General features: G+C 72.3%; 17 protein-coding genes and 4 pseudogenes. 9 read left to right on the plus strand and 12 right to left on the minus strand.

Translation table 11 applies throughout. From position 1 onward, the window contains the following. Together NHL53_RS03780 and cofD are read left to right on the plus strand one after the other, a co-directional pair. Positions 1-1,118: GNAT family N-acetyltransferase (locus NHL53_RS03780; RefSeq protein ID WP_433775321.1), on the plus strand; the 1,118-nt coding region annotated here is incomplete at its 5' end. 4 nt (positions 1,119-1,122) lie between these two features. Next, positions 1,123-2,097 (plus strand): 2-phospho-L-lactate transferase, encoded by a 975-nt coding sequence (cofD, locus tag NHL53_RS03785; protein ID WP_433775323.1) that lies wholly within the window; start codon positions 1,123-1,125, stop codon positions 2,095-2,097. Positions 2,098-2,157: 60 nt separating this feature from the next. Here cofD and NHL53_RS03790 read toward each other — a convergent pair whose 3' ends face one another. The 3 genes from NHL53_RS03790 to NHL53_RS03800 are packed head-to-tail and all read right to left on the minus strand — an operon-like array spanning position 2,158 to position 4,586. Beyond that, positions 2,158-2,844 carry a hypothetical protein gene (locus NHL53_RS03790; RefSeq protein ID WP_433775326.1) on the minus strand — a complete coding sequence of 229 codons (687 nt, stop codon included), beginning with the start codon at positions 2,842-2,844 and terminating at the stop codon, positions 2,158-2,160. A 42-nt stretch (positions 2,845-2,886) separates the two neighbouring features. Beyond that, on the minus strand, positions 2,887-3,297 hold the full coding sequence (locus NHL53_RS03795; RefSeq protein ID WP_433775328.1) for a DUF1801 domain-containing protein: 411 nt from the start codon (positions 3,295-3,297) through the stop codon (positions 2,887-2,889). Positions 3,298-3,356: 59 nt separating this feature from the next. Further along, entirely contained in the window at positions 3,357-4,586 is a 1,230-nt protein-coding gene (locus NHL53_RS03800; RefSeq protein WP_433775330.1) for an MFS transporter, read from the minus strand. A 153-nt stretch (positions 4,587-4,739) separates the two neighbouring features. Between NHL53_RS03800 and NHL53_RS03805 the strand changes: the two are divergent. Further along, positions 4,740-5,888, plus strand: a pseudogene (locus NHL53_RS03805) (alpha/beta fold hydrolase); the annotation flags it as partial. A 253-nt stretch (positions 5,889-6,141) separates the two neighbouring features. Here NHL53_RS03805 and NHL53_RS03810 read toward each other — a convergent pair. The 4 genes from NHL53_RS03810 to NHL53_RS03825 all read right to left on the minus strand — a co-directional run bounded on the left by NHL53_RS03810 (position 6,142) and on the right by NHL53_RS03825 (position 8,928). Then, complete coding sequence (locus tag NHL53_RS03810) at positions 6,142-6,489, minus strand: YciI family protein (protein WP_433775331.1); 348 nt, start codon at positions 6,487-6,489, stop codon at positions 6,142-6,144. A 162-nt stretch (positions 6,490-6,651) separates the two neighbouring features. Then, entirely contained in the window at positions 6,652-7,428 is a 777-nt protein-coding gene (locus tag NHL53_RS03815; RefSeq protein ID WP_433775332.1) for a serine hydrolase, read from the minus strand. Next, positions 7,323-8,084, minus strand: coding sequence for a serine hydrolase domain-containing protein (locus tag NHL53_RS03820; protein ID WP_433775334.1), 762 nt, complete (start codon positions 8,082-8,084; stop codon positions 7,323-7,325). The genes NHL53_RS03815 and NHL53_RS03820 overlap by 106 nt, the downstream gene beginning before the upstream one ends. Before the next feature lie 85 nt (positions 8,085-8,169). Continuing rightward, complete coding sequence (locus tag NHL53_RS03825; RefSeq protein ID WP_433775336.1) at positions 8,170-8,928, minus strand: alpha/beta hydrolase; 759 nt, start codon at positions 8,926-8,928, stop codon at positions 8,170-8,172. A gap of 68 nt (positions 8,929-8,996) precedes the next feature. Here NHL53_RS03825 and NHL53_RS03830 point away from each other — a divergent pair, with 68 nt between their 5' ends. Continuing rightward, on the plus strand, positions 8,997-9,326 hold the full coding sequence (locus NHL53_RS03830; protein ID WP_433775337.1) for a hypothetical protein: 330 nt from the start codon (positions 8,997-8,999) through the stop codon (positions 9,324-9,326). A gap of 64 nt (positions 9,327-9,390) precedes the next feature. Here the strand turns inward: NHL53_RS03830 and NHL53_RS03835 are convergent, their stop codons facing one another. Next, on the minus strand, positions 9,391-9,975 hold the full coding sequence (locus tag NHL53_RS03835) for a TetR/AcrR family transcriptional regulator (protein WP_433775339.1): 585 nt from the start codon (positions 9,973-9,975) through the stop codon (positions 9,391-9,393). A gap of 222 nt (positions 9,976-10,197) precedes the next feature. On the opposite strand from NHL53_RS03835, the gene NHL53_RS03840 reads away from it, so the two are divergent. Beyond that, the gene (locus tag NHL53_RS03840) at positions 10,198-10,596 is read left to right on the plus strand and encodes a VOC family protein (RefSeq protein ID WP_433775341.1); all 399 of its coding nucleotides are present in this window, start codon (positions 10,198-10,200) and stop codon (positions 10,594-10,596) included. 23 nt (positions 10,597-10,619) lie between these two features. Here the strand turns inward: NHL53_RS03840 and NHL53_RS03845 are convergent. After that, positions 10,620-10,772: pseudogene (locus NHL53_RS03845) on the minus strand (zinc finger domain-containing protein); the annotation flags it as partial. Between the two features lie 316 nt (positions 10,773-11,088). Here NHL53_RS03845 and arsB point away from each other — a divergent pair. The 4 genes and pseudogenes from arsB to NHL53_RS03865 all read left to right on the plus strand — a co-directional run. Beyond that, positions 11,089-12,186: an ACR3 family arsenite efflux transporter gene (arsB, locus tag NHL53_RS03850; protein WP_433775343.1), complete on the plus strand. Its 1,098-nt coding sequence runs from the start codon at positions 11,089-11,091 to the stop codon at positions 12,184-12,186. Next, complete coding sequence (locus tag NHL53_RS03855) at positions 12,183-13,187, plus strand: metalloregulator ArsR/SmtB family transcription factor (RefSeq protein ID WP_433775345.1); 1,005 nt, start codon at positions 12,183-12,185, stop codon at positions 13,185-13,187. Before arsB ends, NHL53_RS03855 begins: the two co-directional genes overlap by 4 nt. A 14-nt stretch (positions 13,188-13,201) precedes the next feature. Continuing rightward, positions 13,202-13,603, plus strand: a pseudogene (locus tag NHL53_RS03860) (arsenate reductase ArsC); the annotation flags it as partial. A 39-nt stretch (positions 13,604-13,642) separates the two neighbouring features. Then, a pseudogene (locus NHL53_RS03865) lies at positions 13,643-14,041 on the plus strand (low molecular weight phosphatase family protein); the annotation flags it as partial. A 6-nt stretch (positions 14,042-14,047) separates the two neighbouring features. Here the strand turns inward: NHL53_RS03865 and NHL53_RS03870 are convergent. Genes NHL53_RS03870 through NHL53_RS03880 form a run of 3 tightly spaced genes read right to left on the minus strand, consistent with a single transcriptional unit; the run spans position 14,048 to position 17,647 of the window. Further along, the gene (locus NHL53_RS03870; RefSeq protein WP_433775347.1) at positions 14,048-15,277 is read right to left on the minus strand and encodes an MFS transporter; all 1,230 of its coding nucleotides are present in this window, start codon (positions 15,275-15,277) and stop codon (positions 14,048-14,050) included. Further along, complete coding sequence (locus NHL53_RS03875; RefSeq protein ID WP_433775349.1) at positions 15,270-16,334, minus strand: flavin-containing monooxygenase; 1,065 nt, start codon at positions 16,332-16,334, stop codon at positions 15,270-15,272. The genes NHL53_RS03870 and NHL53_RS03875 overlap by 8 nt, the downstream gene beginning before the upstream one ends. After that, entirely contained in the window at positions 16,331-17,647 is a 1,317-nt protein-coding gene (locus NHL53_RS03880) for an NAD(P)-binding domain-containing protein (protein ID WP_433775351.1), read from the minus strand. Before NHL53_RS03880 ends, NHL53_RS03875 begins: the two co-directional genes overlap by 4 nt. Positions 17,648-17,720 lie beyond the last annotated feature (73 nt).

Raw genomic sequence — 17,720 nt, forward strand, 5'->3', positions numbered from 1 at the left:
CGACAGGATCCCTCCCCTCCATGACCGTCACGATCGACGACCTCCCCCTTCCCGACTCCCTCGACTCCTCCGACCCCGCGGCCGCCGACTGGCTCGCGTACGCCGACATCGTCAACGGCGTGTGCCGCGCCGACTCCGGCACCGACATGTTCGACGGCGACCCGCGCGCCTGGCTCGTGCACATGCGCGACCAGACCCACACGGCGACCCGGATCCTCGCGGCCCGCGACGACGAGGGCCGCCTCGTCGGCATCGGGCTCCTCGCCTACGACCGCACCACGGACAACGACGTGAACGTCGACGTCGCGGTGCTCCCCGAGAACCGCGACGCGGGCATCGAGGACGCCCTGGAAGAGCGCCTCGAACTCCTCGCTCGCGAGGCCGGGCGCACGAACGCCCGGTCGTACGCCTTCGTGCGCCCCGAGGCGATGCCCGACGACGAGGGCGCGATCCTCCGGCCGGCATCCGGCTTCGGCGGCGTGCCGCGCGACGCGGGCACGACGGGCTTCTTCCTGCGGCACGGCTACGAGCTCGGGCAGGTCGAGCGCGCGAGCGCCTTCGACCTGCGGCAGCCGCTCGACGGCGTGTGTGACATGCTCGCGCGGGCAGAAGAGTTCGCCGGCCCCGACTACGAGCCCGTGTGGTGGCAGGCGCCGACACCCGACCACCTCCTCGACGACTACGCGCGGGCGATCACGCGGATGTCGACCGACATTCCGACCGGCGAGCTCGACATGGACGAGGAGCGCTGGGACGCGGATCGCGTGCGCTCCCGCGACGCCCGCCAGATCGAGAGCGGCCGCGTGTGGGCCGTCGCGGGCGTCGTCCACCGAACCACAGGGCGGCTCGTCGCGTTCAACGAGATCGCATCGCACCCGGATCCCACCCGCGCCGCCGAGAACTTCGGCACGATCGTCCTCGCCGAGCACCGCGGGCACCGGCTGGGCACGATCGTCAAGTGCCTCGGGCTGCTGCGCTTCCACGAGGAGGTGCCGGAGGCTCCCCTCGTGCAGACGTTCAACGCCGAGGAGAACCGCTTCATGCTCGACGTCAACGAGGCCGTGGGGTTCCGCACCGTGTGCTGGACGGGTGAGTGGCAGAAGAAGCTCGTACGCTGATCGGATGCGCATCGTCGTCATCGGAGGAGGGGTGGGCTGCGCCCGCTTCGTCCGCGGAGTCAGGGAGCACGTACGGCGATCCGGGAGCTCGGACGCCATCGACGTCGTCGTCAACACCGGCGACGACTGGTGGGTGTCCGGCCTTCGCATCTCTCCCGACCACGACAGCCTCCTCTATGCGCTCGCGGGAGTGAACGACGCCGAGCGCGGCTGGGGCCGCGCGGACGAGACGGAGCGGGTCTCGTCGGAGCTCGCCGCCTGGGGGACGGCCCCCGACTGGTTCGCGCTCGGGGATCTGGATCTCGGCACCCACATCGCGCGCACCGCCTGGCTGCGCGACGGCGTCTCGCTGAGCGAGGTCTACCGCCGGCTCGGCGCGCGCTGGCCGCTCGGGGCGACGCTGCACCCCGCCACCGATCAGGAGATCGACACGATCGTCGAGACGAGCGAGGGATCCCTGCACTTCCAGGAGTGGTGGGTGCGACACCGCGCCGCGCTCCCCGCTCGCGGATTCGCGCAGCGGCGCATCGCGGAGGCCCGCCCTTCCGAGGGAGCCCTCCGGGTCCTCTCCGAGGCGGACGTGATCCTCCTCGCGCCCTCGAACCCCGTCGTGTCGATCGGGCCCGTGCTCGCCGTGCCGGGGATGCGAGAGGCTCTCGGCCGCGCCGCCGCGCCCGTCGTCGGGGTCTCGGGCGTCATCGACGGGGGCGTCGTGCGCGGGATGGCCGACGCGTGCCTGGCCGCGATCGGCGTCGAGACCTCCGCGCGCGCCGTCGCCGAGCACTACGGATCGCGCGACGCGGGGGGCGTCCTCGACGGCTGGCTCGTCGACGAGGCCGACCGCGACGCCGTCGCGCCGCTCGCCGCGCGCGGGATCGCCGCGCGCGCAGTCCCGCTGTGGCTGCGCGACGCCGATTCGTCCGCACAGGTCGCCCACGACGCGCTGGCGCTCGCGCGGGACATCGGCGAGCGCCGCTGAAGACGACGGCAGGCGCCGCCCTCCGCGAGGAGGACGACGCCCGCGCGCCCGGAATCCGGGTCAGAGCTTCTCGGTGAAGAAGGGGATGGCGTGCTTCAGCGCCTCGCCCGCACCGTTGGGCTGGTCGTAGATGTCGTAGTGCGACGCGCCCTCGAGCACGACGAGCTGCTTGTCGGTCGACGCCGCGCGACGGTGGATCTCCTGCCCGTCGCCGTAGGCGCCGAAGCCGCCCTTCTTGTCGCCGACGACGAGCAGCGGCTGGTCGAGGAGGTCCTCGGCGAAGGCGAAGGCGTCCCAGGCCTGCGTGCTGGCGCCGTGGGAGACGTCGAAGGTCGCCGGGGCGTTCTCGTGCTGCGCGCGCGGCGTGCAGTAGTAGTCGTACGCCTCGATCACGTCGATGTCGCCGATCTCCTGAGCGACCTCGGCCGACGGCGGCAGCGCCGCGTTGAGAGCCTGCTCGCCCTCGCCGCGCACCTCGGCGGTGCGCTGCTGCGCGATGCCGCGGAGCACCTCGAGGGGGCCGCCGGCCAGGCCGGCGTTGTCGCGCGACATGCGGCCGTAGTTCACGCCGGTCATCGAGGCGACGGCCTTGAACCGCTTCTCGGTCTTGGCCGCGGCCCAGGCGTATCCGCCTCCGCCGCAGATGCCCAGGACGCCGATGCGGACTCGGTCATGATCTGCGCACCACCCTGTGTCGCGTCGTCGGAGCGCCCGGGGGGGGCCGCGGCGCTCGTGTGACGGAAGCATGTCGGATGCGCTCCCCGCGGTCAAGACCTCAGACGTCGAGGGTCATCCGTCCGCGGACGGGAGGAGGGAGGCTGCTCTCACGAGGTCGACGATCTCCCGGCGACGCTCCTCCGCCTCCTCGGGGCGACGCAGCTTCACGTGCCGCATCCCGGCGGTCCCCTCGAGGAGCCCCGCGGGGTCGTCGAGCTCGGATCCGCGCATCAGCGTCAGAGACGCCCAGCGACCGAAGGGCGTCACCGCCGCCATCCCCCAGCCGCCGTACCCGTACTGCCGCGCGCCGTAGCCGATCGCGGCATCCACCTCGTCGACGGAGAACACGACGTCGGGGAGCGCATCGAGCACGATCTCGTGCAGCGCGAGGTAGACCTCCCGGATCGCGTCCGGACGATCGCTCACGAGGGAGGCGAGCTGGTCGCGCGTCGGGGAGTCGATGTGGGGGTGCGTCTTCGCCATGCCGTAGAGCCTAGCCTCGGCGCGGGGGCGCGATGCGAGGCCGCCCGCGAGGGCGGACGCTAGTCGCCGGTCGCGGCGAATCGTCTGCGGATCGCGATCGCCGCGACCAGGCCCGCGCCGGTGAGGGCGGCGGTGGCGACGAAGACGGCGTTCGTGCCGAGCGCGCCGCCCAGCACGCCCGCGGCGATCGGACCGGCGACCTGCCCGACGTACTGGGCCGACACGTTGTAGCCGAGGACGAGCCCGACCGAGGTCTCCGGGAGCAGCCGGCGGATCGTGGCGACGACGGTCGGCGTGACCCCTCCCAGCGCGATCCCCGTCGCGAAGCGGAGGGCGGCGAACGTCCACAGGTCGGGCGCGATCGCCTGGAGGGCGAGGAGGACCGTCGCGAGGGCGAGGCTGGCGATCAGCACCCTGAGGTGTCCGACCCGGTCGGCGAGTCGGCCGAGCGCCGGACCGGAGAGGATGGTGCCGAGCGCGGTCAGCGAGAACACCGCCGCGGCGGCGATCGCGACGTGCTCGGCGCTGCCCGTGAGCCGCTCCACGTGGACGGTGATGATCGGCTCGACCGAGATCGTGGCGAACATCAGCAGCATCGACAGGCCGAGCAGGGAGAGCACGGCCGACTTGTGCGGCACCTCCCGCCATCCGCCGACCCGCGTGCGCCGGCGGTCCGCCCTCGCGCGGCGATCTCGGGGCGTCTCGTCGAGGAAGAGCCAGGTGCCGAGGAAGGCGAGGAAGATCAGCGCTCCGGTGCTGAGGAAGGCGATCTCGACGCCGAACGCCTGGGCGATCGTGCCGCCCAGCAGGGGGCCGACGACGTTCCCCGCCATGATCGCCGACGAGAGGACGCCGAGCGCCCACGCGGACCGCTCGCGCGGGGTCTGGGCGGCGACGAGGATGGTCGACCCGGACGCATAGCCGCCGAGCAGTCCCGCCAGCAGCCGGATGAGCACGAGCTGATGCGCGTCCTGAGCCAGCCCGATCAGCGACATCGCGACCGCCATGCCGAGGCTGGCGCGGATCAGCATCGGCTTGCGTCCGAATCGATCGCCCAGGCGTCCCCACAGCGGGGCCGCGAGGGCCGCGGTGAGGAAGGTGGCCGCGTAGGCGATGCCCGACCAGGTGGTGATCGCCGCGGTCCCCGTGACGCCGAGGTCTTCGACGTAGAGGGGCAGGATCGGCAGGATCAGCGTCATGCCGATGATCGTGGTGAACGAGCCGGCGGCGCAGACGACGAGGTTGCGCCGCCAGGCGCGGTCGGGTGAGGAATCCGTCGATGCGGTCATGGAGTGCTCCGTGTCGCGAGGGGTGCAGACGGCAGGACGGCGCCGCGACGAGGAGCCTGCGTCTACGAGACCCCGTCGCGGCGCGGAAGGAGAAGCCGGAGCGACATGATGCGGTCAGTCTAGGGCGTCGGCGACGCAGGCGACGAGGCCGCGAGTCGGGTCGGCCTGGAACCCGACACGCTGCGGTACTTCGAACGCGAGGGAGTCGTGCCGCGGCCGGAACGCGACGGCGCGGGTCATCGTCGATACAGCGCGGCGGACATCGAGCTGATCGACATGCTCGTCCACCTGCGCACGACGGGAATGCCGCTGTCGGAGATCGCACGGTTCATCGGCGCTCACGGCGCCGACGCCGATGCGACGCGGGTGCGGACCGAGCTTCTCGAGGCGCACCGGCGCCGCATCGAGGCCCGCAGGACGGATCTGGATCGCGCGCTGGACATGATCCGACGCAAGCTGTCGAGCACCGCCCCGCTCTCGACGGATCCGGTGCGGCGACTGCGCCGACCCGACTGCACGATCGCGTTCAGCGTCCGCGGCGACGGCCCCCTCCTGTTCCTCGTCGGAGCCCCCGCGGGACGATCCGGGTTCGCGTCGCTGGCGAACGAACTCGCGACGCGCTTCACCGTCGTCACCCATGACCCGCGCGGCACGGGAGAAAGCGGCGCCGTCTCGGGAATGGCCGAGCCGTCGCCGGAGGTGCTCGCCGATGATCTTCACGCCCTCGTGCGCCGGTTCACCCGCGACCGAGCGCTGTTCGCGGGAACCAGCGGCGGCGCCGTGACCGTGCTGGAGCTGGCCAGGCGCTTCCCCGACCTGATCGACCGGGCCGTCCTGCACGAACCGCCCCTCATCCCCCTGCTCGACGAGCCGGCGCTGGAGGATCGCGCTCGCCATGCGTTCGCGATGGCCGACGACGACCCTCAGAGCGCGGCGCAGGAGTTCCTCGACCTCAGCGGCGCGGGGCACCGCACCGCGCCCGGGCAGACCCCTCCCGCCCACACGCCCCTCCCGGCGCTGCCTGACGAGGAGGTCGAGAGGAATCGCTACTTCCTCGGTCGGATGGCCGGCCCGAGCGTCTTCTACGCGCCGGATCTGCACGCCGCACGTCGTGTCCCGCTCACGATCTGCGCAGGCGCCTGGAGCCATCAGCAGATGGCGCGGCGGGCCAGCGTCGCCCTGGCGAACGCGCTGGAGCTTCCGCTCGTCGACATGCCAGGCAGCCATCTCGGTCCGAGCATCGAGCCGGCGGAGTTCGGGCGGGCGCTCGCCGATCTGCTCGAACCTCGAGAGGGGCGATGAGGCGAGAGCTTCCTGCACCCGTCTGCGCGCGCCGGATCCTGCCGATCCCGCGGCGACGCGCGGTCGTCACGATCCATGTCTGCGGATTCGGAAGGCACGCCCTGGACCCGCCAGGTGTCGCCCGCGATGGCGAAGGCGCCCTGGACGGCGTTCCAGGCGGCGCCCAGGTCGCCGAGCGAGCGCAGGAGGATCGCGACGGTGCGGCCGCACTCCGAGCGGAGAGCTCGGCGCACGGCCGCACGCGCGTCGGACATCAGCCGAAGCTCAGCGCGGGACGGACCTCGATCCGGAGACCCGTCGCCTCCGAGACCCTGCCCGCCCACCGCGTCGCCTCATCGAGGTCCGCGACGTCGATGACCGTGAATCCGCCGACGTGCTCCTTGAGCTCCGCGAACGGCCCGTCTGCGAGGACGACGCGTCCGTCGCTGGTCGAGACGACCGTCGACGACGAAGGGTCTGCCAGTCCCATCGCGAACACCCACACACCGGCGGACTGCATCTCGTTGGTGATCGCGGTGATGCGCTCGGCGATCTCCTGAAGGCGCGCCGGCTCGATCGTGCCCCCGGTGGGAGCGAGGTTGTTCAGCAGGTACTGCGTCATGATCTTCTCCTCGTGTGCGACATGGCCCGTGTGCCGCGTTCGCCCTCTACACGTTCGACGTGCGCCGTTCTCGACATCGCCGCAGGATCCGGCGAGCAGGACGCGAGCTCCGCCTGACGCGCGCCGTGCCGCCCCTCTCGGTCGCGGTCTGAGTCGATTCCGTCAGGATTCCCTCCCGGGGGTGCGAATCCCATCCGGCAGCAGCAGCGCGCCCGCCGAGAGCACCAGATAGCCGACGAGGCCGAAGACCACGGCCGTCAGGTCGGGCGCCGCCGCCCACAGCACCGGGAACGGCACGGCGCCCTCGAACCCGAGCATCGCGCCAAGCCCGAAGACGGTCCCGGCCCACAGCACGGCAGCGGCGATGACCCTGGGCAGCGTCGACCGCAGCAGGCGTTGGGCGCGGGGGCGACGAGCGAGTCTCGGCCAGCGCATCGCGTCGGTCACCATCCCCGCCACGACGAGCGCGGCGAGCACGGTCATCGACAGCGCTACCGCGCGGAACCCGCCGTCGTCGGGTTCGGCCGGTTCCCCCGCGAGACGCTCGATGCCGGAGAGGAACGGCGCGTCGCCGGCGTAGAGCTGTCCGTTCTGGGTGCTCAGCACGATCAGTCCGGCCCGCGTCGGCTCGAGCACGCCGACGTCGGCGTACTCGGTCGCCAGCTCGCCCTCGTGCCAGAGCATCTGCGCACCCTCGACGTCGAGGACGCGCAGCCCGAACCCGTAGGTGCTGCCGTACTCCGGATCCTCGGAGACGCCCTCGGGCGGCGAGTGCATCTGCGCGAGGACGTCGTCGGACACGAAGCGCTGGTCTCCGTTCAGCCCGGTCGCGATCACGTCCGCGAAGCTCGCCAGATCGGCGGCGGACGAGATGAGGTAGCCGTCCGCCAGGGCGCCGGGGAAGAACGGCGTGGATGCCGGCAGCTGCGCTCCGAACATCGCGAGATGCCCCTGAGAGACGTCGCGGCCCGCCGCGAGCGGATCGGTGTGGGTGCTCTACAGGTCAGCGGTTCGATGACCTCTTCGGTCAGCACCTCCGCATACGGGGCGCCAGTCACGGCCTCGACGATCAGGGCGAGCACCGCGAAGTTCTTCGTGCAGTAGTGGAACTCCGCTCCCGGCTCGCTCACCGTCTCGACCTCGGCGAGCACGCGCACCCGCTGCTCCAGGGAGACCTCCGGCGTGACGAGGTCCACGCGGCCCGCGCCCTCGGGCAGCCCGCTCGTCTGGGTGAGCAGATGCCGCAGGGTGATCGCCCCGTGCTCTCCCCGCGTGCGGAACCACGGTAGGTATTCGGTCACGGGCGCGTCCAGGTCGAGCCGGTCGTCGTCGACCAGACGGGTGACCACCGCGGTCGTGAACATCTTGCTCACCGAGCCGACGAAGAACGGCGTGTCGGCGCCGTGCGGATGCTCGCCGACCGCGGCGACCTCGGTGATCTCGCCGTCCTGGAAGGACGCGACGACCCCGTCGGGGCCGCCCTGCGCTTCGAGGGCGGACGCCGCGACGCCGACCGCGCTTCCGGTCCGATCCGACGACGGAGTCGTGTTGACGATGACCATGACCCCACCGATCACGGTGAGGATCAGCGCCACCGCGAGGAAGACGATCGCTCTGCGCAGGAACGATCCGACGCGACGTCGGCGGGCGCGTTCCGGATGCGTGGGGACAGACAGGTCCTCAGCCCTTCGTCGGGTCGTCGGGCCGCATCGGCCGATCCGGCGCGCGCTTGACCGTGTGCCGGAGGAAGCCGTCGACGCCGTCCATCACGGCCTGGAGGCGCCACGACGCGAACGTGTCGAAACCGTGCTGCGCGCCCGGCAGCTCGGCGTACCAGACGTCGCGCCGCGATCCCGCCCGGAGGTGATCGCGCAGCGCGCGAGCCTGCTCGACCGGGACGAACGAGTCGTGACCGCCATGCACGATGAAGAACGGGGGCGCCTTCGACGCGTCCAGCGCGAACGGCGTCGACGCCGGCGTCTCGTCGGGCCCGCGACCGTAGTACCGGTCGTACCAGGCGTACAGCGAGACCACCGCGTCGGCGCGTGGCCGATCGGGAGCGCCGTCGTCCTGGGTGAGCGCGCACAGCGCCGCGAGATGGCCGCCCGCCGAACTTCCCGCCATCGCCACGGGGGCGCCCGCGCCGCCGTGAGCCCCGGCATACGCGTGCGCCCAGGCCAGCACGGCCCGCGCGTCGGCGAGGTGATCCTCGAAGCCGAACCGCGGGCGGAGCCGGTACGCGGCGCTGATGCAGGTCCACCCCCGCGCGGTCAGTCGATGCAGCAGGGCGCGCGCCTCGCGCCGGTTGCCGCCAGAGGAATAGCCGCCGCCGTGCAGGCACACCAGCACCGGGCCGCACTTCTCGCTGCCCGCCGGTCGGAAGAGGTCGAGATGCTGCCGGCTGTCCTCGCCGTAGGAGATCGGGCCGACCCGAACCACCGAGCGCGGGCGCCACGGGAACGGGAACAGCAGCGGCCGCACCCATCGGCGGCGCGGGGGGCCTCGCCGTGATTCCGCAGAACGTCCGCGATGACGCTCCGCGCACGCAGCGCGCGGACGAGCAGCCCGATCAGTCCGGCCGCGATCAGAGCGACGACGAGCAGAACGACGACGCGCGCGGCGACCGGGAGATCGTTCAGGTCGCGGTCGACGACGGCCCGAACGATCGAGAACAGCAGGAACAGCATCGCGATGTGCGGGAGCTCGCCGACCGGCAGCGCGAGCGCGAACAGCTGGCGACCCCACCGGCGGATGCGCACGAGCGCGAGCGCCGTGAACGCACCGAGGACGACGAGGGAGAACAGAAGACCGAAGGGCATGAGAAGACTCCCGAATGACTACTACGATCGTCGTAAGCTACCACAGCGATCGTAGTGATATGCGCCCTCCTCCTCGAGCGTCTCAGGACGCTGGCGGCATCTCCTGCCGAGCGCCGATGCCGATGAGCCACGCCGTCAGCACGCTCCGCGCATCGACCCGCTCCCCGCGCACGCCGTTGCCGGCGAGCCGGTCGAACAGCAGTCCGTTCATCAGCCCGATGAAGTCGACGGCGCGTGGGCGCGGCTCCGCGACGTCGAGAGCGGCGAGCATCCGCTCGGCGTCGCCGAGCAGCTTCACTCGCACAGGGGAATCGGTCGTCAGCAGGGCGTGGAACTCGTCGTCATTCACGAGATCGATCGACAGCGCCATGCGCGCACGGGTGTCGACGGCCCGCTCGACGGTCTCCTGCAGCGCGGGGACCAGCTGATCGACCGCCTCGGAGACGGTGCGCGGCAGCGTGCGCTGCTCTCCGCCGCGGATGTCGGCGAGCGCGGCGACCTCGTCGATCACCATCCGCACGAGCGCCCGACGCGACCTCGCGTAGTTCGAGGTCGTCCCCTCGGGCACGCCCAGATGCCGGTCGATGCGGCGGTGGGTCAGCGCGTGGGTGCCACCCTCCGACACCAGCTCGATCGCCGCCGTCGCGATGTCCTGCCGTCTGCTCATCGGTCGTCCTCTCGTCCGCGCCACCAATCCACCACTATCGTAGTAGCCTCGGTGTCGCCGACTGCCGAGCCAGGCCTTCGCGGTCAGCACCGTGGCGCGTCGACGACGATCGCCCCGGTGCGGATGCGCGGCCCGTCGTGATCGACGGCGACGATGACCTGATCAGGTCAGGTCGGAGGCACGGGCATGGTTCCCGGGCATGGCCGAACGACGAGGAGGCGCATGACTTCCCACATCGACGCGATCAACATCACCTGCTCCGACCACGAGGCATCCGGACGGTTCTGGCAGCAGGTTCTCGGGCTCGAAGAGGACCCGACCAACCCGAACAACCCCGGCGATCCGGTGACGGTGCTCGTCACCCATCCCCTGCAGATCACCTTCGTGTTCCAGCCGACAGACGAGGGCGACGAGTTCCACCCTCGCATCCATTTCGACGTCGACGCGGTCGACGGAACGCGCGACGAGGAGGTCGAGAGACTGCGCTCCATCGGGGCGACGGTCGTCGCCGATCGCCGGCGCGTGGACGGCTCCGGCTACGTCACTCTGCGCGACCCCGATGGCTACGACGTGTGCGTGCAGCGGAGCCCGGAGGAGGTGGCCGCCGCACGAGGCATCTGACTACGCGCGCGGCGTGAGCCCGATCAGCGTTCTCGCGTCGGGCGCGGCCGTCGTTGACACCGCGGACAGAAGTGGCTCGACCGATTCGCGAACGCCATGCGCCGGATCGAGCCGCCGCACCGCGGGCACGGCTCTCCCCCGCGACCGTAGGCGTTCAGCGAGTGCGCGAAGCAGCCCCACTCCACACGTTTGTGACATTCATGCTCGACGAGTCGAAGATTGCCGTGTTTCCGCAGGTCAGAGCGCTTTTGGGGTGGCGTCTGGCAGGCTTTCAAAGGCTAGCGAACCTGTCTATCAACCACGAGCACCCGACCATCATGACATTGCACGGGTGCGTTGTGGCGTGACTACCGCAACTGCCCTTCTCTGGGTCCCAGAGGGAGATGTCTGCGAAACGTAGACGGTTGCACCTCCCAGCCTCCCACCGAGCGTACGACGAGCGATCGGCCCGGCCGACTTGCATCCTGTATCGAGAGATCTCAATATCGAAGCATGTCTAATCAAGCGTTGACCGCTGCGCCTCCGGCGACCCGACGGCTCTCGACCCTCGACCGCTGGCTGCCGGCGTGGATCGGCCTGGCGATGGTCGCGGGGCTGCTGCTCGGCCGCCTGGTGCCCGGCCTGTCGGACGTGCTCTCGGCGCTGGAGGTAGGCGGGATCTCGGTGCCGATCGCGCTCGGGCTGCTGGTGATGATGTACCCGGTGCTGGCGAAGGTCCGCTACGACCGGGTCGCCGCGGTCACCGCCGACAAGAAGCTGCTGGGCTCCTCGCTCGTGCTCAACTGGCTCGTCGGGCCCGCGGTGATGTTCGCCCTCGCCTGGCTCTTCCTCCCCGACCTGCCCGAGTACCGCACCGGGCTGATCATCGTCGGCCTCGCCAGGTGCATCGCGATGGTGGTGATCTGGAACGACCTGGCCTGCGGCGACCGGGAGGCGACCGCGGTCCTGGTGGCGATCAACTCGGTGTTCCAGGTGGTCGCATTCTCGCTCCTGGGCTGGTTCTACCTCTCGGTGCTGCCCGGCTGGCTGGGCCTGGACTCGCAGGGACTGGACGTGTCGGTGGGGCAGATCGCGCTGAACGTCCTCGTCTTCCTCGGCGTGCCCCTCGTGGCCGGCTTCGCGTCCCGCTGGATCGGCGAGAAGCGCCGCGGGCGCGACTGGTACGAGGAGAGGTTCCTGCCCCGCATCGGCCCGTGGGCGCTGTACGGCCTGCTGTTCACCATCGTGTTGCTCTTCGCCCTGCAGGGCGAGGCGATCACGAAGAACCCTCTCGACGTCGCGCGGATCGCACTGCCTCTGCTGGCCTACTTCGCAATCATGTGGCTGGCCGGGATGCTCCTCGGGAGAGGCATCGGCCTCGGCTACGCGCGGTCGACGACGCTGGCGTTCACCGCGGCGGGCAACAACTTCGAGCTCGCCATCGCCGTCGCGATCGGCACCTTCGGCGCGCCGTCGGGCCAGGCGCTGGCCGGCGTCGTCGGCCCCCTCATCGAGGTGCCCGTGCTAGTCGGCCTGGTCTATGTCTCGCTCTGGGCCGCGAGGGCCTGGTTCCGCACGGATCCGTACTCCGCTGAATCGAGGACGTCATGACCGACGCCGTGACCATTCCCGACGCCGAGGCGTGCTCGCCGTTGGCGACCCACGCCATCGGCGCGGAAACGGCGACCGTGGTCGCCGGTGCGCTGAAGTCCCTGGCCGACCCGCTGCGGCTGCGGATGCTCTCGGCGATCGCGGCCGACCCGCGCGGCGAGTCCTGCGTGTGCGACCTCGCCGAGCTCGCCGACGTGTCCCAGCCGACGGTCTCCCACCATCTCAAGGTCCTCAAGGACACCGGGATGCTCCTGGCCGAGCGGCGCGGCACCTGGGTCTGGTACCGCATCGCGCCGGAGCGCCGCGCCGCGGCGACGGCTCTGCTGGACGCCTTCGCCCCGGCCGCCGTCGCGCAGGACGCGCCCGACGAACCGGGCCGAGCGGCGGCACTGGCCGCGATGGCCGACAGGGTGGAGCGCCTGGCCGCCGAGCTCGCGGACGAGGCGACCGGGCTGAACCGCGACCTGGTGGTCCAGGTCGTGCGGGAGTCGTACGCCGGCCTGGTCCGCTCGGCGAGGCTCACCGGGCACCTGCTGCCGCTGACCGAGCGGTTCGCCCGTCAGCGCCTGGCCGACCTGGCACGGGACCGGGCGAGCAGCGCGCCGCAGGTGCTGTTCGTCTGCGTCGCCAACGCCGGCCGCTCCCAGCTCGCCGCCGCCCTTGTCAACCGGCTCTCCGGAGGGAAGGTCGTCGCTCGCTCCGCCGGTTCGACGCCCGCCGCCGACGTGCACCCGCGCGTGCGCTCCGTGCTCGCCGAGATCGAGGGCGAGCACGAGGCCGGTGCCGCGTTCCCGAAGCCGCTGACCGACGACGCCGTGCGTGCCGCCGACGTCGTGGTGACCATGGGCTGCGGCGATGTCTGCCCGGTCGTGCCGGGCGTGCGGTACGAGGACTGGGCGGTCGGCGACCCGGCCCTGGCCTCCCCGGAGGGCGTCGAGGCCATCCGCGACGACATCGAGTCCCGTGTGAAGGCCCTGCTGGCGACCCTGACCACCGACTGACCGAGGAAAGCACCATGAACGACAAGAAGAAGCCGTCCGTCCTGTTCGTCTGCGTCCACAACGCTGGCCGCTCCCAGATGGCCGCAGGGTTCCTGCGACACCTCGCCGGCGACCGGATCGAGGTCCGCTCCGCCGGGTCGATGCCGGCCGAGCAGATCAACCCGGTCGCCGTGGAGGCGATGCTCGAGGAGGGCATCGACATCCGCGCCGAGCACCCGAAGGTCCTCACACCCGAGGCCGTGCAGGACTCCGACGTCGTCATCACCATGGGCTGCGGCGACGCCTGTCCGTTCTACCCCGGCAAGCGCTACGAGGACTGGAAGCTCGACGACCCCGCCGGGCAGGGCATCGAAGCCGTCCGGCCGATCCGCGAAGAGATCCGGGCCCGTATCCAGCCTCTGGTCGACGAGCTGCTGGAGCCGGTAGGCCAGGGCACGCCGTCGGTGCTGTTCGTCTGCGCCAAGAACGGCGGCAAGTCGCAGATGGCCGCGGCCCTCATGCGCCGCCTCGCCGGAGGGGCCATTCAGGTCAGTTCGGCGGGCACCGCCCCCGGGGCTGCTCTTAATGCCCTGTCCGCGGCCTCGGTCGCGGAGGTCGGGGCGAGCATGGATGGCGAGCACCCGAAGCCGATCGACCCGGCTCTGCTGCGGACCGTGGACCGCGTCGTCGTCATCGGCGACGAGGCCGTCGTCGAGCCCCTCCCAGGGATGGCCGGCACCATCGAGACGTGGGCTCTCGACGAGCCGTCCGAGCGAGGGATCGAGGGCGAGGAGCGGATGCGCCTCATCCGCGACCAGCTCGATGAGCGGGTCCGCCGCCTCGCCGCCGAGCTCACCGCCCCGTCCGTCGCCTGAACCAGGTCAGGCCGCCCGCGACGGCGCTGCTTCCGCCTGGCGCGGGGAGCCCGTGCGCGCACTGGCGACCATGAGCGCCGCGCCGACGCCGGCCAGCGCTGCCAGCACGGCGAACGCGCTCGCGTAGCCGCCGACGGCGTGGGCCAGGACGGTCCCCGCGAACGGGGCGATGGCGGCGGCCAGCAGGGCCGGGAGCCCGACGACGCCGGAGAGGCGGCCGTAGGCGCGCGGCCCCCAGCGGTCGGTGATCGCCGTCGCCTGCAGCAGGGTCGCGACGCCCCGTCCGACGCCGGCGGCCATCGACGCGGCGATCAGCAGCCCGACGGGCCCGGGGACCACGGCGAGGGCGAGCGTGCTCCCGGCGACGACAGCGAACACCGCCGCGGTGCGCGCCGTGAGCGAGAAGCGGTCGCCCAGCGCGGTGTAGACGAGCCGTCCGGCCACCTGCCCGACGCCGCCGAGGCCGAGCACCCAGGCCGCCGTCCCGGTGCCGAGGCCGCGCTCGAGCATGAGCGGCACCAGCGCGAGCAGGCTCGTGTACATCGCCAGCGAGGCCATCGTCAGGCCCGCCGCGAGCAGCCGGAACCGACCGCTGCGCACGACGCGAGCGGCGTAGGCCCTGTCGGCGGCTGGCTCGGCGGCATGCTGCCTCGCCGGCCACGGGCGGCGGAGCAGGAACCAGTGGACCGGGACCGTGAGGACGGCCAGCACGGCCGCCGCCCACAGGTATGCCCCGTGCCAGCCCAGGTGCTTGCCCGCGGCCGCGGTCAGCGGCGCGAACACGGTGCTGGCCAGTCCGGCGACCAGCGTGAGCGTCGCCAGCGCGCCCAGCCGACGAGCGTCGAACCAGCCGGTGATCGCCGCGAACGCCGGCGGGTAGAGCACCCCGGCCATCGCAGCCCCGGCGAGGACCCAACCGGCCACGAAGACGGGCAGGCCCGGGGCGGTGGCGACCACCACGAGGGCGGCGACGCCGAGCACCGAGCCCGTCGTCATGACCAGGCGCGGCCCTCGCCGGTCGATGACGCGGCCGACCAGCACGCCGGCCAGGGCCGACACGACCAGGGCGGCCGAGAACGCGGCCGTCACGGCCGCAGGTGGCCATCCGGTGTCGGCGCTGATCCGCGGCGCGAGCACCGGGAAGGCGTAGTAGAGCAGGCCCCAGGACACGATCTCGGTCGCGCACAGCGCGGCCAGCACCGCGCCCAGGGTCGGCCTCGTCGCCTGCTCAGCCAACGACGACGCCCCGCGGCTGCCTGCTGAGGGCATCGAGGACGTGGCCGGCGTCGCGGTGGACCCCGCGCAGGGTGTTCGAGGAGAACGAGCGCTGGAACTCCAGGCCGAGGAACCCCAGCCCTGGACGGACCGCCGACACGCCGCGATCGTGCCTGGGCGTCCCTGCCTCGTCGAGGACGCCGAGCGAGCCCAGGTACCGCAGGTGCGGCCGGTAGCCGGTCGCGAAGACCACCGCGTCCACGCGCTCCCATGCGCCGTCGGGCCACGCGACGCCGTCCTCAGTGAACGCGGTGAACATGGGCCGTCGGTCGGGACGGCCCTCGTCGATCGCGCGCCGGTACTTGCCCGTGTCGATGACCGGTGTGCCGGTGACGAGCCGGGCAAGCACGGCGGGCGGGAGGAGATCGGCCCGGGTGGCCCTGAGCCACCAGTGCAGGTCCCTGCCCGCGACGACCTGCGGCGCGAACCGGACCCTGTCCCGCACGGCCAGCGAGGTCCGCGCGTGCTCGGCAAGCTCATGGGCAACCTGCACGGCGGAGTTGCCCGCTCCGACGACCACGACCCGCTGACCGGCGAACTCCTCGGGCGAGCGGTAGCCGGCCACGTGCAGCACCCGTCCCTCGTACCTGTCCCGCCCAGGGATCGTCGGGACGCAGGGGTTGGCGAACGAGCCCGAGGCCGCGATCAGGGCGTCCCCGGCGATCGCGCCGCCGTCTGTCAGCTCCGCCGTGAACCCAGAGCCCTCGGCGCGCACGTCGACGACCCGGGCCCCGGTGCGGACCTCGACACCCAGCCACTCGGCGTACCCGCGCAGGTGCCGCGCGACCTCGTCCCTGCCCGGGTAGTCGTCCGGATCGCCGACGAACGGGAAGCCGGGGAACCCGCTGAACCGGCGCGGCGAGAACAGGCGCAGGCTGTCGTAGTAGCGCGGCCACGACCCGACCGGCTCCTCGCCGGCCTCGAGCACGACCGGCTCCCAGCCGCGTTCCCGCCCGGCCCGGGCAGCGGCCAGGCCCGCCTGCCCGCCGCCGACGACGAGCAGGCGGCCGCGGCTCACCCCGCGCTCCGGGTGCCCAGCTGGACCAGCTGCGGCGTAGGCGAGCAGCACCCGCCCGACGAGCCCTCCTCTGGCGCGTCGAACAGGCCCGACCCGCCGCACACCCCGGTGTCAGGTAGAACGAGGTCCACCCGAGCGGCGGCCTCGTGGTCGCCCGCGAGCTCGGCGGCGACGCTGCGGACCTGCTCGAACCCGGTCAGGGCCAAGAATGTCGGGGCCCGGCCGTAGGACTTCGCGCCGACGATGTAGAAGCCAGGCTCCGGATGCGCCAGGTCGGCCGCGCCGGTGGCGCGGACCGATCCGCAGGAATGGACGTTCGGATCCACCTCGGCGGAGACCTTCGCCGGTGCCTGCAGCCGCACGTCCAGGTCGAGGCGCACTTCGGAGAGGAACGACAGGTCCGGGCGGAAGCCCGTGGCCACGACCGCCCGGTCGGCTGCCGCGAGCCTGCGCCCGTCCTCGGCGACCAGCACCGCCCGCCCGTCCTCGACCTCGACCCGCTCGGTGCGGAACCCGGTCACGAGGTCGACCAGCCCGTCCTCCACCGCCTTCTTCGCCCGCTGCCCCAGAGCGCCGCGCTCGGGCAGCTCGTCGGCGTCCCCGCCCCCGAAGGCGTTGCCGACCACCCCGCGGCGCAGCACCCACGTCACCCTGGTGGACGGGTCGTCCTTGACGACGCGGGCGAGCAGCCCGACCGCCGTCGTCGCCGAGCTCCCGCTGCCGACGACCACGACGTGCCCGCCCGCCAGGCCTGCGGCGTCCTCGGCGGTCGGCGTGCGGTGGTCCAGCAGGCCCGCGGCCGCGGCTGCGCCCTCGCCGAGGGCCGGGAGCCCGTCAGCGCCGAGCGGGCTCGGAGACCGCCAAGTGCCGGAGGCGTCGATCACGGCCCACGCCTCGAGGCGCTCCTCGCTCCCGTCCGAGCTGCGGACGTGGACGACGAACGGCTGCTCAGCGCGGCCGGCGTCGACGGAGAGGTCGCGGCCCTTCCGGCCCACGCCGGTTACCTGGGCCCCGTAGCGGACGCGGCCGCCCAGCGCCGCGGCCAGCGGCGCGAGGTAGCCCTCGACCCACTCGGCCCCGGTCGGGTAGCCGGTCTCCGGCGCTGCCCAGCCGGTCGGCTCCAGCAGCCGGCGCGACGCGGCGTCGACGAGCTCCGACCACTGCGAGAACAGCCGCACGTGCCCCCACTCGGCCACGGCAGAGGCCGGGCCGTCGCCCGACTCCAGGACGAGCGGCTCCAGGCCCCGCTCCAGCAGATGGGCCGCGGCGGCCAGCCCCTGCGGACCGGCTCCGATGACGACGACGGGCTCCATTCCAACCTCCACGCATTGACGTTCTTCGATGTATCGAGCCTGACGCACATATCGACAGATGTCAATGCATGAG

This window comes from Microbacterium sp. gxy059 (assembly GCF_050958665.1).
Lineage (GTDB): Bacteria > Actinomycetota > Actinomycetes > Actinomycetales > Microbacteriaceae > Microbacterium.